The sequence below is a fragment of the Azospirillum mesophilum genome (assembly GCF_053470405.2).
The window spans coordinates 1-13,882 of the sequence record NZ_JBPXMQ020000026.1 but is presented as its reverse complement, the minus strand read 5'-3'; the positions used below and the strand labels follow the sequence as shown (position 1 = coordinate 13,882).

14 protein-coding genes are annotated in these 13,882 nt (G+C 69.6%); 6 read left to right on the top strand and 8 right to left on the bottom strand.

Annotated features, from left to right (window positions below; genetic code table 11):
• Window positions 1-43 precede the first annotated feature (43 nt).
• Window positions 44-994 (top strand): replication initiator protein A, encoded by a 951-nt coding sequence (locus tag ACSVC7_RS22120; protein ID WP_448206790.1) that lies wholly within the window; start codon window positions 44-46, stop codon window positions 992-994.
• A gap of 133 nt (window positions 995-1,127) precedes the next feature.
• On the opposite strand, the gene ACSVC7_RS22115 is transcribed toward ACSVC7_RS22120, so the two are convergent.
• Window positions 1,128-2,171 (bottom strand): YeiH family protein, encoded by a 1,044-nt coding sequence (locus ACSVC7_RS22115; protein ID WP_448206791.1) that lies wholly within the window; start codon window positions 2,169-2,171, stop codon window positions 1,128-1,130.
• Between the two features lie 118 nt (window positions 2,172-2,289).
• On the opposite strand from ACSVC7_RS22115, the gene ACSVC7_RS22110 reads away from it, so the two are divergent.
• The gene (locus ACSVC7_RS22110; RefSeq protein ID WP_448206792.1) at window positions 2,290-3,177 is read left to right on the top strand and encodes a LysR family transcriptional regulator; all 888 of its coding nucleotides are present in this window, start codon (window positions 2,290-2,292) and stop codon (window positions 3,175-3,177) included.
• Between the two features lie 73 nt (window positions 3,178-3,250).
• Window positions 3,251-3,562, top strand: a complete 312-nt coding sequence (locus tag ACSVC7_RS22105; protein WP_448206793.1) for a cupin domain-containing protein — start codon at window positions 3,251-3,253, stop codon at window positions 3,560-3,562.
• Window positions 3,563-3,710: 148 nt separating this feature from the next.
• Here the strand turns inward: ACSVC7_RS22105 and ACSVC7_RS22100 are convergent, their stop codons facing one another.
• Window positions 3,711-5,678 carry a methyl-accepting chemotaxis protein gene (locus ACSVC7_RS22100; RefSeq protein ID WP_483508634.1) on the bottom strand — a complete coding sequence of 656 codons (1,968 nt, stop codon included), beginning with the start codon at window positions 5,676-5,678 and terminating at the stop codon, window positions 3,711-3,713.
• Between the two features lie 293 nt (window positions 5,679-5,971).
• Between ACSVC7_RS22100 and ACSVC7_RS22095 the strand changes: the two genes are divergently transcribed.
• Window positions 5,972-6,367 (top strand): hypothetical protein, encoded by a 396-nt coding sequence (locus ACSVC7_RS22095; RefSeq protein WP_448206795.1) that lies wholly within the window; start codon window positions 5,972-5,974, stop codon window positions 6,365-6,367.
• Window positions 6,368-6,441: 74 nt separating this feature from the next.
• Here ACSVC7_RS22095 and ACSVC7_RS22090 read toward each other — a convergent pair whose 3' ends face one another.
• Window positions 6,442-8,106, bottom strand: a complete 1,665-nt coding sequence (locus ACSVC7_RS22090; protein ID WP_483508632.1) for a DedA family protein — start codon at window positions 8,104-8,106, stop codon at window positions 6,442-6,444.
• A gap of 177 nt (window positions 8,107-8,283) precedes the next feature.
• A complete protein-coding gene (locus ACSVC7_RS22085) occupies window positions 8,284-8,469 on the bottom strand; it encodes a hypothetical protein (RefSeq protein ID WP_448206797.1) in 186 nt (61 codons plus the stop codon).
• Window positions 8,470-8,778: 309 nt separating this feature from the next.
• Here ACSVC7_RS22085 and ACSVC7_RS22080 point away from each other — a divergent pair, with 309 nt between their 5' ends.
• On the top strand, window positions 8,779-9,945 hold the full coding sequence (locus tag ACSVC7_RS22080) for a glycosyltransferase 87 family protein (RefSeq protein ID WP_448206798.1): 1,167 nt from the start codon (window positions 8,779-8,781) through the stop codon (window positions 9,943-9,945).
• 20 nt (window positions 9,946-9,965) lie between these two features.
• Window positions 9,966-10,568 carry a DUF4142 domain-containing protein gene (locus ACSVC7_RS22075; RefSeq protein ID WP_448206799.1) on the top strand — a complete coding sequence of 201 codons (603 nt, stop codon included), beginning with the start codon at window positions 9,966-9,968 and terminating at the stop codon, window positions 10,566-10,568.
• A gap of 7 nt (window positions 10,569-10,575) precedes the next feature.
• Here ACSVC7_RS22075 and ACSVC7_RS22070 read toward each other — a convergent pair whose 3' ends face one another.
• From ACSVC7_RS22070 to ACSVC7_RS22055, 4 genes are all read right to left on the bottom strand, one after another.
• Complete coding sequence (locus tag ACSVC7_RS22070; RefSeq protein WP_448206800.1) at window positions 10,576-11,367, bottom strand: SGNH/GDSL hydrolase family protein; 792 nt, start codon at window positions 11,365-11,367, stop codon at window positions 10,576-10,578.
• On the bottom strand, window positions 11,364-12,119 hold the full coding sequence (locus ACSVC7_RS22065) for an SGNH/GDSL hydrolase family protein (RefSeq protein ID WP_448206801.1): 756 nt from the start codon (window positions 12,117-12,119) through the stop codon (window positions 11,364-11,366). The genes ACSVC7_RS22070 and ACSVC7_RS22065 overlap by 4 nt, the downstream gene beginning before the upstream one ends.
• The gene (locus tag ACSVC7_RS22060; protein ID WP_448206802.1) at window positions 12,116-13,264 is read right to left on the bottom strand and encodes an OpgC family protein; all 1,149 of its coding nucleotides are present in this window, start codon (window positions 13,262-13,264) and stop codon (window positions 12,116-12,118) included. The genes ACSVC7_RS22065 and ACSVC7_RS22060 overlap by 4 nt, the downstream gene beginning before the upstream one ends.
• Window positions 13,265-13,463: 199 nt before the next feature.
• Window positions 13,464-13,706: a type II toxin-antitoxin system prevent-host-death family antitoxin gene (locus ACSVC7_RS22055; RefSeq protein ID WP_448206803.1), complete on the bottom strand. Its 243-nt coding sequence runs from the start codon at window positions 13,704-13,706 to the stop codon at window positions 13,464-13,466.
• Between the last annotated feature and the right edge of the window lie 176 nt (window positions 13,707-13,882).

The following is a 13,882-nucleotide window of genomic DNA, read 5'->3' as shown; positions in this document are numbered from 1 at the left end:
ATGTCCGTAACCGCGCCGGGGCGCGGTGCGGGAGACAGGGTGCATGGACGAGAAAGAGAACGCGGAACTGCTGGACCGGCCGGTGCAACTGGCGCTCCGCCTGGATTCCCCGTTGCGCGGCGACGTGAACAACGACCGGGCGCTGATGGCCTATTCCTTGTTCGGCCTGTCCAAGGACAAGGTGGAAAGCCTGCCCACCTACGACGACGGCAAGGTGAAGATCGAGGTGCGCGCCCCGCGCGACGTCGGCGTTGCGACGATCTGGGACAAGTCGGTGCTGATCTACGCCGTCTCCCTGCTGCGGGAGAAGATGGCGGAGGGCAAGATGGGGCCGGAGGTCGGCAAGCTGCACTTCACCACCAGCGACCTGCAGCGCATCGTCGGCAAGACCGCCGGCGGCAGCGCCTACGACAAGATCGAGGGGGCGCTGGAACGGCTCCAGGGTACGCAAATCAAGACCAACCTGGAGGCCGGCGGCGAGGGCGAGAGCGGCGCCTTCTCGTGGATTTCCGACTACAAGCTGCTGTACCGCCGCGGCAAGAAGGACGGGGAGCGGCAGGTGCGCGGCCTGACGCTGGTGCTGTCCAACTGGGTGGTGCGCGCCGCACTCGGCAACAACCTGCTGACCTATTCGGAGGACTATTTCGCGCTGAAGCCTATCGAGAAGCGGCTTTACGAGATCGCCCGCGCCCACCTGTCGCACGGCAACGCCTTCTGGATGGCGCTGGAGCCGCTGCGCAAGCGCGTCGGCTCCGACAACGACCTGCGCAAGTTCAAGAACGCGCTCGGCCCCGTGCTTCAGGCCGACCGAATCCCCGGCTACGGCGTGCGCATCGTCGAGGCGGCGGAGTACAAGGAAACCATGGTCGCGCGCGGCGCCACCGTGGCCCGCGTCCTGAACGCCGACCTGCCGGTGCTGTTCTGGCGCAAGGACCGGGGCGACCCGTCCTCCTGGATCGACGCGCCGAAGGTCGAGTTCGACGAGGTGGTCTGATACCGTGATCGAAACGTCAGAACGTTTCGATCACGGTATCGGCCGCGACGGCGGCCCGCGAGGGCCGAAGCCTGCGTGGCGTGTGAACGCAGCGGTCCGAATGTTTCGGACCGCGTATGAGCTTTACACACCCTCAGGCGATGCCCAGCAGGCGGATCAGGCCGATGCCGATGGCGGCGAGCGCCAGCAGCGACAGCACCACCGCCGCGGTGACGCGCAGCCCCGACCGCGCCACCAGCCGGACGTCCACGCCGAGCCCCAGCGCCGCCATCGACAGCACCGTCAGGACTCCGGCGACGCTTTCCATCGGCGCCAGCAGGGCGTGCGGGACCAGACCGGCCGCGCGCAGTCCGGCCAGAGCCAGGAAGCCCAGGATGAACCAGGGCACGAGGCGCCGGGTGGGCAGCGCGGTTCCGGCCGCCGGGCTCCGCGCCGCGACCAGCGCCAGGGCGAAGACGACCGGCCCCAGCATCAGCACGCGCACCAGCTTGACCAGCGTGCCGATCTGCACGCTCAGCGCGCCGACCGGGGCCGTGGCGGCCAGGATTTGCGGGACCGCGTAGACGGTCAGCCCGGCGAGCACGCCATACTGCATGGGGCTGAGCCCCAGGACGGGCACCAGCAACGGCAGTCCCACCACCACCAGCACGCCGAGCACCGCCGTGAAACCGATGGCGGCGACCACGTCGTCGCCGTCGGCGCCGATCACCGGCGCGGTCGCGGCGATGGCCGAATTGCCGCAGATGGAATTCCCGCAGGCGACCAGCACGGCCATCCGCCGCGGCAGCCCGAGCGCCCGGCCGATGCCGTAGCTGACGGCGAGCGCCGCCGCGACCACCCCGCCGATGCCCACCAGCAGGCCCGGCCCCGCCGCCAGCACCGTCTGCGGATCGATGGAGGCGCCGAGGAGCATCACCGCGATTTCCAGCACCGTCTTGGCGCTGGCCCGGATGCCGGGCGCCCAGCGCGGCCCCGGCGTCCAGACCGTGCGCAATGCCGCCCCGATCAGGATGGCGAGCACCAGCGGCTCCAGCCACGCCTGTCCGAACACCCATTGTTCCAGACCTTGCAGGGCCACCGCCGCAACAGCCACGCCGGCGCTGAGAAACAGCCCAGGCAGCAGCGCGCGGGGCGTCGGGGTCGGTTGCAAAGGCTGGGGTGCGGTGTCGTTCGGCATCGGTCGGCTCCGGATCGGATGCCGGTAAGCTGTGCTCTCTCGACCAATCGTTCCAACGGATTATACTTGTGAAATCGTTCGATGAAATCGAACGGTTGGAACCGGGGATGGGCGAAGCATGACGCTGGAGCAGCTGCGCATCTTCGTGGCGGTCGCCACGCATCAGCACGTCACACGGGCGGCCGGGGCGCTGCACCTGACGCAGTCGGCGGTGAGCGCCGCCGTCTCCAGCCTGGAGGCGCGCCACGCCGTCCAGCTCTTCCACCGGGTCGGCCGCCGCATTGAGTTGACCGAGGCCGGCCGCCTCTTCCTTGAGGAAGCCAAGGCGGTGCTGGCCCGCGCGGCGTCGGCGGAGCGCCTGCTGGCCGACCTGTCGGCACTGAAGCGTGGCCGGGTCACCGTGCACGCCAGCCAGACCATCGCCGGTTACTGGCTGCCGGAACGGCTGGTCGCCTTCCGCCGACGCTTTCCAGAGGTCGACGTCGACGTGGCGGTCGGCAACACGGCCCAAGTTGCCAAGGCGGTTCTGGACGGCACCGCCGATCTCGGCCTTGTCGAGGGGGAGGTTGGCGACCCGTTGCTGGAGCAACGCACACTGGCCACGGACCGTATGGTGCTGGTCGTGCCCGGCGGCCATCCCTGGTGCGACCACCCTCCCCTTCGGCCGGCGGATCTGGCGCGGTCACCCTGGGTGCTGCGCGAGGTCGGATCCGGCACGCGGTCGGAGTTCGAAGAGGCGCTCCGCCGCCTCGCGCTGTCGCCGGCGGATCTGCCCGTCGCACTGGAGTTGCCCTCCAACGAAGCGGTGCTGTCGGCGGTGAAGGCGGGCGCCGGGGCCACGGTGATTTCCGAACTGGTCGCGGGCAGCGCGCTGGCGGCGGGACAGCTCCGTCGGATTCCCTTCGCGCTGCCGGAGCGTCCCTTCCGCCTGCTCCACCACCGGGAACGCCACGTCAGCCGGGCGGCCGACGCGCTCCGTGGGGTGCTGCTGCCGGATTCGGCTTGACGGGGGTGCCGTGTATGACGTCACACAGGGGCCTGACTTGCCACCCCTTCGACAACAGCGCGGGATTTTCCGAATGAAGGTCATCCAGTCCGTAAGCTTCCGCCCCGACACCGCCTGGGCGGCGCTGGACATCGCGGAGATCGACGGCGCGACGGTGCGCCTGCACTGGACCGACCAGCCCTACAAGTGGCACGTCAACGACGGTGAGGAGGTCTTCGCCGTGCTGACCGGGGCCGTGGACATGCATTACCGGATCGACGGCCGGGAGGAGGTCGCGCGGCTCGGCCCCGGCGATGTCTTCCACGCCGGCGCGGGGGACGAACACGTCGCCCACCCGATCAATGAGGCCCGCATCCTGGTCGTGGAGCGCAAGGGGAGCGTGTAGCTCCCCGGTCGCACCGGACGGCTTATACGCGGTCCGAAACATTCGGACCGCTGCGTTCACACGCCACGCAGGCTTCGGCCCTTGCGGGCCGCGACCGCCGTCGCGGCCGATACCATGTTCGAAACGTCAGAACTTTTCGAACATGGTATTAAGCCGCGTTGCCCGCGATGGGCTGGAGGCCGCGCGTCATCTGGCCGAACGCCTCGCGGAAGCGCGGGCTGGCGGCGTCGGCGTCGCCGAAGCGGACATGGACGGCGCCCTTGTCCAGCGCGCGCACCTCGAAGCCCAGCGACAGGCCGTGGCGGTCCAGCCGCAGCGTTCCGCGGTCGCCGGCCGTCAGACCGGTCACCCCGATCAGCATCGCGCCGCCGCTCGACAGGTCGCGGATGTTGCACGACTGGTCGCGCCCGTGCACGCCCACCGTGCAGGCCTCGTTCACGCGGAAGCGCGGGCTGCGGCGCCGGTCGGCGTCGCTGGTCGAGGTGCGCACGACGCGCACCAGCACGCGGCGCAGCTCGTCGATGCTGCCCGCCACCTCGTCCGAGCCCGCCCGGACGCCAGTGGCCTGCGAGCCGGTCTGGTCGGCGTCGCTCGACACGGCGGCGATGCGCACCGACACCTCCTGCGCGGCGTTGGAGGTCTCCACGACGCTGCGGCTGATCTCCTGCGTCGCCGCGGCCTGCTCCTCCATCGCCGCGGCGATGGCGCTGGAGATCTGGTCGATCTCGCCGATGGTGTCGCCGATCTCCGCGACGGCCTCCACGGCGGTGCCGGTCACGCCCTGGATCTCGGCGATCTGGCGGGTGATCTCCTCGGTGGAGCGGGCGGTCTGGTTGGCGAGGTTCTTGACCTCCTGCGCCACCACGGCGAAGCCCTTGCCGGCCTCGCCCGCGCGCGCCGCCTCGATGGTGGCGTTCAGGGCCAGAAGATTGGTCTGGCTGGCGATGTCGGTGATGAGCTTCACCACCTCGTCGATGCGGCCGACGGCGTCCGACAGGGACTGGATGGTGCCCTGGGTGCGCTGGCCGTTCTCCACCGCCTTGCGTGTGACGGCGCTGGAATGGGCGATCTGGCTGGAGATCTCGCGGATGGAGGCAGCCAGCTCCTCGGTCGCCGCGGCGACGGTCTGCGCGTTGGACAGGGCCTGTTCGGCCGCCGCCGCCACGCTCTGGGCGTTGACGCTGACGCGCTCGGCGGAGGTCGCCATGGCGTCGGCGTCCTGGGCCATGGACCCGGTGCGCAGGGCCACCTGCTCCACCGCGCGGCCCGCCTCCCGCTCCACCGTCTCGGCCATCGCCTGCAGGGCGGCGATGCGCTCCTCCTCGGCCTGGCGCTGGCGTTCCGCCCGTTCCTGGAGGGCGTAGTTCAGCTTGGCCTTCACGGCGCGCAGCTGCGAGCGGATGCGGGCGAATTCCGCCACGCCGGAACTGGGAATGACCGCCATCAGGTCGCCGCGCGCGATGGCGTCCAGATGCGCCTCCACCAGCCGCAGCGGCCGCCGGACCATGCCCAGCACGCTGACGCTGCCGACCCCCGCGACCAGGATGCCGGCCAGCATCAGCCCGATGGTGGTGGCCGCGTCGCCGCCCGCCGAGAGCGCCCGCCCGCCGAGCGCCAGGATGATCAGGGCCAGCACCAGGGTGGTCGGGACCAGCCGGCCGGCGATGCTGGCCATGGCGTTGCGCAGCCGCGGACCGAATCCCTGCTCGACGATCTGGCCGTCCAGCAGGCCGTATTCCTTCCCGCCGCCCGCGCGGATGGCGGCGTAGATCCGTTCCGCCGCCGCCACATCCTCGCGACTCGGCTTGGAGCGGATGGAGATGAACTCGGTCACCTCGCCGTTCACGGTCAGAGGGGTGACGTTGGCCTTCACCCAATAGTGATCGCCGCTTTTGGAGCGATTCTTGACCAACCCCTCCCACGGGCGCCCGGCCTTGATGGTTTCCCACAGGTTGGCGAAGGCGACCGGCGGCATGTCCGGGTGCCGGACAAGATTATGAGGCGACCCGAGTAATTCTGTTTCCGAAAAGCCGCTGATATCGACAAAGGCTTTGTTGACGAAGGTGATTTTGCCCCGCGTGTCGGTGCGCGACACCAGCAGCACACCGTCGGCCATTTCAATCTCGCGGTTCGTGACCGGCCCATTGTCGCGCATATCAGGCACCCTGTTGCGGTAAACACAAGCACACACATACTTAAGACGTATTTCTACTGTATTAATGCGCGAGCGGAGTCACGGGATTGTCGCGGCGCCGGATGCGCTCGCGGCGGGGGGCGCCGGCCGCCCGAACGGCCAAGCCCACGATGAAAAATCTTTCATGGAAGAATGCGCGGCCAGCTCGCGTTCGTCTGGGTGTCGGCGCATCAACGACCGCTGGTGCGGTCGCCGACCGGAGACTGAAGACCATCATGAACGTTCGCGCTTTCTCGATCGCCGCTCTCGCCGCCTCGCTTCTGGCCGCTCCGGCGGCATTCGCCGCGAACAGCCCGGCGCCCGCCACTTCCGCCGCCGCGGCGCCCGCCGCTTCCGCTCAAGTCCCTGGCCAAGTTCCTGCCACAGCTTCGGAATCCGGCAAGGGCAACGACACCGTTTCGAAGGAGACGCCGGCCGCCGCCACGCAGGCTCCCGCCACGATCCACAAGCAGGCCGGCGCCAAGACCCCGGCCGAGGCCACCCACAAGGCGCGGCACACCGTCCAGAAGAGCGCCGCCCAGAAGCACGCGGCCCATGAACACGCGGACGCCGTGAAGGCCGGCGCCGCCCCGACGATGGCCGGCGGCGCCCCCACCACCGTCGCCCAGTAGGCGGCGGTTTCCAAAATGCTCGCGGCGCCGGGTCTCCCCCGGCGCCGCTTTTTTTGTCTCAGGCGCAGGCCGCGTCAGTTGGACGCAGGGTAGGTGCAGAGCAGCCGCTGCTGGCGCTGCTGGTAGCCGATCAGGCCGCGCAGGGACAGCGGCAGGAAGCCGCGGGCACGGTTGGCGGCGGCGATCTCGAACATCAGCGCCTGCTGGTGGAACAGTCCGGCGTAGACCTGCCGCAGCGGCATCTCCGGATCCCAGACGTGGATGGCCTCGGCGCCGGCGCCGTTGACCTCGATGATCCGGAAGTCCTCGCCGGCGGCGAGCGCTTCCGCCGAGGCGAAGCGGACGTCGAATCGGCCGAAGTGGAAGCCCGGCATGGCGTCGGCGATCTCGTCGAAGCGCCGGACCAGGGCCGGGGTGATCAGGGCGTGGCCATCCTTGTACAGCCCGCCGACCCGGCTGCTGCCGACCAGCGCCAGCCGCACCACGGCGCCGGCCGGCGGCACCTCGCCCAGCCGGTCGCGCAACGCCTGCCGGTGCAGCTTGGCCTTCCAGGAGGCGCGCGGGTCGTGGGCGATGAGCCGCTCCAGCGTGGACACCCCGTCGCCGACCACATGCGGGTAATAGCGCAGGGTCAGCGAGAAGATGGTGCCGCGCGCCTGTCCCGGCGGACGGGCGTAGAAGATGCCGGCCTCCCCGGCGTAGGGAACATAGGCCTGCAGGATGAAGCCGCAGCCCTGGGGCATCTCGCGCAGGTAGGCCTGCAACTCGCCCGCGTCCCGGACCAGCCGCACGCCGAAGCCGCGCCAGCCGATGTCCGGCTTGGCGACCAGTGGGAAGGACAGACCGGCCTCGGCGGCCATCGCCTCAAGCCGTTCCACCGACCAAGCGCCGTCGTTGATCGCGGCGGTGCTCTGCGCGGCCCAGTGGCGGGCGGCCGGGCCGATCAGCTCCAGGCAGCGGATCTTCGACTCGCCCAGCAGGCCGCCGGCCTCGATGGACGGGTTGGCGGCGGTGGGCAGGGTCAGGCTGCGGTGCCGCAGGCCCAGCGCGAACCATTGCAGCACCAGCGGCACGTAGAACAGCAGCGGCGGGATGCGCTCCGCCAGCCCGATCGGCTTGTAGCCGGCGGGCACCACCGGCATGCCGGGCAGCCGCACCTCCGGGGTCGTCGCCGCGCCGCCGGAGGCTGAGGGGCCGAAATCCGGGGCGACGAGCCCCGTCGCCTTGCCGACCAGCGCCCGGCCGTGCCGCGTGCGCAGACCGACCAGCACCGCGGCCAATGCCAGCCCGGCCATCGACACGTCCCCCGACGACAGCCCGATGGAGGAGGTCAGCAGCGCCAGCAGGATCCCAACATGCAGGACCGCCGTCGCCAGCGTGGTCAGCAGGAACCGGTCGAAGCGCACCCGGATGGCCCCGCAGGCGAAATACATCGGGAACAGCACGCCCGGCACCAGCCGCGCCGTGATCAGCGTCGCCAGCAGGTTGTTCTCCAGCGCGCTGCGGCATTTGGAGAAGGCTGGTCGTTCGGTGTAGCGGCGCAGCCGGGCCACCCGCGTGGATAGCAGGCCCAGCGAATAGATCAGGCAGTCGCCGCCGATGATCCCGGCCAGCAGGGCCGTGGCGGTGAGGCTGAAGTCGAGCGTGCCGGCGCTGACGAGGCCGGCCCCGGCGGCGATGGCGACGTCTTCGTGCAGCACGGTCAGAGCGGCCAGCGCAATGGGGAACGCGAGGGGCATCTCTTGGATCAGGGCGAACAATTCGGCAAGCACCAGGCGCGTTTCCGGTAACAATCAAGCGCACCACTTTGTGTCACACCGGCCTCGCAATCAAAGCACAAAGAGTCGCGACCGCTCAGATTTCGCTGCGGTTGTCACGGGGCGCGCACGCGAAGGGTTGGCAGGGTCCGTCCGCCCTCACCCTCCGGTTAGGTCGGTGCCGAGGACGAACGTGCCGATGACGCTCACGATGGCCATCGCGACCAGCACCGCCACCACCGTCAGAATGACCCGATTCGTGGCGCGGATGGAGCGGCAACGCGGGCAGAAGCGATGCGCCGCCGCCGTGGCTTCGTCGCACCGTTGGCAGGAATGCAGGGTCACGCGGCGCCCCCCAAGTCCAAGTCTAACGCCAGGTTCAAGTCCAAGTTCCGTCCGGATCGCCCCGCCACACACGCCAACTTTTATGAGACCAAGAGCAAGCCGGGACCACCGAAGATTTCACCACCCCAAAGCTTGGGGTTTGACGGCCACGGTTCTAGCGCGGCGGGAGGTGATTGGACCATTAAATTAATTTAACTGCCGTACTCGAATGGCTTTGCCGTAAATGCCGCGCGAATCGAACGGTTCGGATCGCGGCGCTTTCAGTCCATGGATGCATTGTCCCAAACGGCCGGAGGGTTTTCCCCCGGCATGGCCCTGTCGCGCCGGCTGGTGCGGAGCTGGCCGCTTGCCCTGTGGGGGCTGTTCACGCTGGTGATGGCGGTGATCGCGGTGGAGAAACCCGGCCGTCCGATCACGCACATCTACCGCGACGCGACGCGCGACTGGTGGGCGGGCGTGCCGGTCTACACCGACGGCATCCACGGCTTCCTCTATTTCCCCTCCAGCGCGGTGCTCTACGGCCCGATGGCGGCCTTGCCGCTGGGGCTGTGCGATCAGGTCTGGCGGCTGGCTCTGGTCCTGGTCTTCTCCACCGCCGTGTTCCGCGCCGCCACGCTGATGCGGTCGGACGACGGGCCGCGCACCGCCTCCTGGGTGCTGGCGCTGGCCATCCCGACCGCCTCCATCAACGTGCTGCGCGGGCAGTGGGAGCTGATGATGCTGGCGGTCGTGATGCACGCCGCCATCGACGTCGCGCGCGGCCACGACCGGCGCGGCGGTCTGCTGCTGGCGCTCGCCGTCGCGCTGAAGCCGCTGGCGCTGGTGCCGGCGCTGCTGTTCGGCGCGGTGCGGCCCGGCGTGCGCCGTCCGCTGCTGCTCGGCATCGCGGCGGCCTTCGCGGTGCCCTTCCTGCATCCCGATCCCGGCTATGTGGCCGGGCAGTATGTCGCCATGGTCGGCAAGCTGACCACGGCGGCGGCCCCCGACAGCGGGCGCTGGTTCGACCTGACCCGCCTGCTGGCCGAAATCGGGCTGTGCCCGAGCTACGCCGCCATGACCGCCCTGCGGGTGGTGGCCGCCGCGGCCACGCTCGGCGCCGCGCTGATTGCGGCGCGGCGGCTCGACCCGCCGACGGCGGCGCTCGTCACGCTGATGCTGGCGGTCTTCTACCTCGTGCTGTTCAACCCGCGGACGGAGGAGGGCTCCTACCTCAACGTCGCGGCGCTGGTGGCGCTTGCCGCCTTCGTGGAGCATCGCCGCCACCCGGCCGGCGCCGTTCCGGCCCTGCTGTTCGCCGCCGTGTTCGGGCTGGGCGCGCATTTCTACGGCGACTGGATCTACCGGCCCACGCAGATGTGGCTGAAGCAGGGCCTGACGCTGCTGCTCTACGCCTACCCGGCGCTGGTGATCGCCACGGGCCGCAGCCTCGTGGAGCCGGAACCAAGCCATGCCCACGCTGTTGCAGAGGGATCCTGACCCGAGGAGGAGGTGTCCCCATGCGCCGTTCCCTGATGCTTGCGTCCGCCCTGGCCGTTCTGGCGGCGGCTTCGCCGGGGCTGGCCCAACAGCGCAGCGCGCTCGATAAGGCGGACCGCAACTTCCTGGAAAAGGCCGCGGGCAGCGGCCTCGCCGAGGTCGAACTCGGCCGGATGGCCCAGGACAAGGCCCAGAACGATCAGGTCAAGCAGTTCGGGCAGCGCATGGTGGACGACCACTCCCGCGCCAACGACCAGCTCATGCAGATGGCTGGCGGCAAGAGCCTCACCCTGCCCGGCGAGCCGGACTCCAAGCACCGCAAGAAGGCGCAGGAGCTGCAAAAGCTGTCCGGCGCCCGCTTCGACCGCGCCTACATGCAGGACATGGTGCAGGACCACCGCCAGGACGTCGCGCAGTTCGAGAAGGCGGCCAAGCAGGCCAAGGACCCGGACGTGCGGCAGTTCGCCGAACAGACCCTGCCGGTCCTGCGCCAGCACTACGACCTCGCGAAGCAGACCGAGGCTGCCCTCACCCCCGCCCAGGCCAGCGCGACCCAGGGCGCGCGGACCCACAGCAGCGGTTCCAGCGGTACGATGAACCGCCCCAGCGGGTCCGGTCAGTAAAGCCCGATCAGCGGGGCTGTGCGGCGGTCTTCACGCTGGCGGCGTCCTGGAGGGAGGCCGCCAGTGACCGCGCGATGCAGTCGTAGCCGAAATCGTTCTGGTGGATGCCGTCCGGCCCGACGAGGTCGGACATCGACGCTTGGTGCGTCTGCACCCACTGGCGCATCACCGCGAAGCGGTGGAACAGGCCCACACCCTCCTCCGCCGCGATGCGGTCGATGCGCGCCTGCATGTCCGCGTGGCGGGGCTTCTCCAGCATGGCCGGGGCGTATTGCAGGTCCATCAGCACGACGTCGAGTCCGGCCGCCTTCAGGCGGCGGATGCCGGTGCGGATCACCACCTCCGCCGCGTCCGGATCCTCGCCGCGCAGGACCGTGTTGGCCCCGACCTGCCAGATGACGAGGTCCGGCTTTTCGTCGATCACGTCGCGCTGGAAGCGCCGCATCATCTCCGCCCCCACCTCGCCGTTGGCGCCCTTGTTCAGGACGGTGACGGCCACGCCGGGGAAGCGCTGGCGCAGGTGGTCGGCCAGCCGCGCGGGGTAGCTGTGCTCCGGCCCGCTTGCCCCGGCCCCGGCGGTGGAGGAGGACCCGATGGCGACGATGCGCAGCGGCCCGCCGGCCGCGATCTGCCGGGCGACGCGCGGCAAAGGGGCGGCGACGGCGGCGGTCTGCGCCGAATAGGAACAGGACATGGTCGGATTCCCGCTGGGACCGGCGGCCCAGACATGCGCGCCCGCCAGGAGCGGGGCCGCAAGCAGCAGCGCGGCCGTCAGCCCTTTCGCAAATCGTCCGCTCATGGCGCCGGCCTCGCGGCGCGATCCAGCATGGCGGTCACGGTCTCGGCCAGAAGGCGGCCGATGCAGCGGTGCACGAACTGAAAGGCTTGCAGCTTTTCCTCCCCGGCGTCGGGGCCGAAGCCCACGCGACCTTCCTCGAACCAGTAGCGCATCATCTCGTAGCGCGGAAAATGGAACACGTCGTTGTTCTGGGTCACCCACTCCACATAATCCAGGTACGGCTGGAAGGTGATGAGCTGGGTCGTCTGCGGGCTGTACTGCATGTCCATGACGACGATGTCCGCGCCCCGCCCGTGCGCTTGCGCGATGCCCGCCGCCACCGCTTCGCCGAAGCTGTCCGGGCCGATGTTCCGCATGGCGTCCACCGTTCCGACTTGCCACACGACCAGCGCCGGGGCGCTCGCAGCCAGGGCGCTCCCCAGGGCCGGCAGCATCTCCTCCGCCGTGTCGCCCGGCGCGTTGCGGACGGTCACGCCGACCTTCCGGTCAGGCAGGCGCGCCGACAGCTCCTTCTCCAGAACCGCCGGGTAGCTGGTCTCCGCCCGTCCCGGACCGGGCTTTGCCGTGTTCAGCACCAGGATGGGAAGGCTGCCGCCGCGTTTCATCCGCTCATAGGCGCGGGGCAGGGTTGCGTCGACCGTAAGGATGCGCTCCGGTACGGCGCAGGGGTCGTCGGGCGGCGTCTCCTCCGCGCGAAGGGGTGTCGCGGCGGCGAGCAGGCAGGCCAGCAGGATGACGGCGGCGCCCCTCATGCGCTCGGGTCCTTGGCGGGTGCCGGATGACGCGGGGACCGGCCGACGGTCTGGTACCAGGTCAGCACCCGCGCTGCCGCGATCATCGCGGCGATCCCGATGATGGTGACTGAAAACTGTGCAAAAAGCGAGGCGGTCCATTGGTTCAGGATCGTCTGCCCGGCAAAGGACAGGAAGATGCCCAGGCAGAAGACCTGAAGCGACTGCCGCCCGCACAGCACGACCGGCTCCAGAAAGGGGGAGCGCAGCCACGCGCTGTCGCGCCGCGCCACCTGCAGCACGACGTAGGCCAGCGCGAAGAAATGCGCGAGCCGCAGCGGGTCCAGGTCGGTCTTGCTGATCGGGTAGAGGATGTCGGCCAGCCAGACCGGCATCAGCGCGCCCAGCGGGGCGATCTGCCAGGACAGGACCAGCAGCAGCGCGGCGAGCAGATAGGCCGCCGCCCCCACCAGAAAGGCCGGCCGCCGCCGCGTCAGCGCCGCCGAGACGTCCGGAAAGCGCTGCATGGTGGAGCCCAGCACGAACAGAAGTTGCCAGGCGAAGGGGTTGAAGAACCACACCCCGCCCTCCGGATAGGTCGGCAGGTTCCAGCGGAACCCGCGCGCCGCCGCGTAGAGCGTCAGCGACCCCGCCAGCAGCACCAGCGGCCAGCGCCGCAAGACGGGCAGGATCAGCGGGAAGGACAGCAGCAGGACGATGTAGAGCGGCAGGATGTCCAGGTTCGCCGGCCGGAACTTCAGCGCCAGCGCCTGGGTCAGCGACAAGGCCGGGTCGGCGAAGAAGCCGGCGATGCCCAGCTCCTCGCTGAACAGCGGGTTGTCGAAGACGCGCGCGGTGTAGGCGACCTGGGCGGTGAAGGCGACGAACAGGAACAGGTAGGCGACGTAGAGCGTCCAGACGCGGTGCACCACCTTGGCCGCCGCGAAGCGCCAGCCGTGATGGGCGTAGACCTTGGAATAGACCAGCGACGAGGTGTAGCCGGAGATGAAGACGAACACCTCCGTCGCGTCGCTGAGGCCGTAGTTGCGCGGCGTCACCCAGGCGATCTGGTTGCCGGGGATGTGGTCGATGAAGATGAACCACAGCGCAAGCCCGCGGAAGAAGTCCAGCCGAAGGTCGCGCGTGCCACCCGAGGAAGCCGCCACATCACCCGTCCCGTGACGTTTACGAGGGTGGGCCAGCCTGCCACGGCCTGTGCGGCTGCAAAAATCCGCATAGGGGTTATCCACCGCGAGGGGGTGGCCGCCGGACGGTCCTTCCGTGCCTCCGTGGCGCCTTTTCGAGCCTCATGGCTCCAGAGGAACGCGTAGCGGATCACAAGGCCCGCCCGTGGAGCCGGCAGGCTCACGTCGGACCGGCCCCGTGTTTGGCGGTCTCGATGTCGGCGACGACGTCATCGGGGAGTTCTCCGACGATGAGCAATTCCCGCTCGCGGCGCTTCAGCCGCTCGTAATGCTCAAGGTCCGGCGCCGAGAGATACCCGCCGATGACGCGCCCATGGCTCGTCACCTTCACGACCTCGCGGTAAGCCTCGTCCTGGAAGCGTCCGAAACCGCGGACGAATTCACTCGCACCGACGACCGGCATGGCGCGCCCTCCTTAGCGTGAATTGCATAATTTACGCAATTCGCGGCGGCAGGCAAGGTGCTCGTCGGGGCGCCCCAGGGCCATTCAAAGAAAGCCGTTCTTGACGGTTGCAATGGTGGCACAGCGATCTTCGGCGCAGGCCATGCGGACGGCGGGGAGTGGGGCGCCGAAGAGAT

What these genes read in the sequence shown, in the direction of transcription:
- ACSVC7_RS22120 (WP_448206790.1), top strand. Translation starts at nt 44, where the DNA reads ATGGACGAGAAAGAGAACGCGGAACTGCTGGACCGGCCGGTGCAACTG.
- ACSVC7_RS22115 (WP_448206791.1), bottom strand. Translation starts at nt 2,171, where the DNA reads ATGCCGAACGACACCGCACCCCAGCCTTTGCAACCGACCCCGACGCCC.
- ACSVC7_RS22110 (WP_448206792.1), top strand. Translation starts at nt 2,290, where the DNA reads ATGACGCTGGAGCAGCTGCGCATCTTCGTGGCGGTCGCCACGCATCAG.
- ACSVC7_RS22105 (WP_448206793.1), top strand. Translation starts at nt 3,251, where the DNA reads ATGAAGGTCATCCAGTCCGTAAGCTTCCGCCCCGACACCGCCTGGGCG.
- ACSVC7_RS22100 (WP_483508634.1), bottom strand. Translation starts at nt 5,678, where the DNA reads ATGGCCGACGGTGTGCTGCTGGTGTCGCGCACCGACACGCGGGGCAAA.
- ACSVC7_RS22095 (WP_448206795.1), top strand. Translation starts at nt 5,972, where the DNA reads ATGAACGTTCGCGCTTTCTCGATCGCCGCTCTCGCCGCCTCGCTTCTG.
- ACSVC7_RS22090 (WP_483508632.1), bottom strand. Translation starts at nt 8,106, where the DNA reads ATGCCCCTCGCGTTCCCCATTGCGCTGGCCGCTCTGACCGTGCTGCAC.
- ACSVC7_RS22080 (WP_448206798.1), top strand. Translation starts at nt 8,779, where the DNA reads ATGGCCCTGTCGCGCCGGCTGGTGCGGAGCTGGCCGCTTGCCCTGTGG.
- ACSVC7_RS22075 (WP_448206799.1), top strand. Translation starts at nt 9,966, where the DNA reads ATGCGCCGTTCCCTGATGCTTGCGTCCGCCCTGGCCGTTCTGGCGGCG.
- ACSVC7_RS22070 (WP_448206800.1), bottom strand. Translation starts at nt 11,367, where the DNA reads ATGAGCGGACGATTTGCGAAAGGGCTGACGGCCGCGCTGCTGCTTGCG.
- ACSVC7_RS22065 (WP_448206801.1), bottom strand. Translation starts at nt 12,119, where the DNA reads ATGAGGGGCGCCGCCGTCATCCTGCTGGCCTGCCTGCTCGCCGCCGCG.
- ACSVC7_RS22055 (WP_448206803.1), bottom strand. Translation starts at nt 13,706, where the DNA reads ATGCCGGTCGTCGGTGCGAGTGAATTCGTCCGCGGTTTCGGACGCTTC.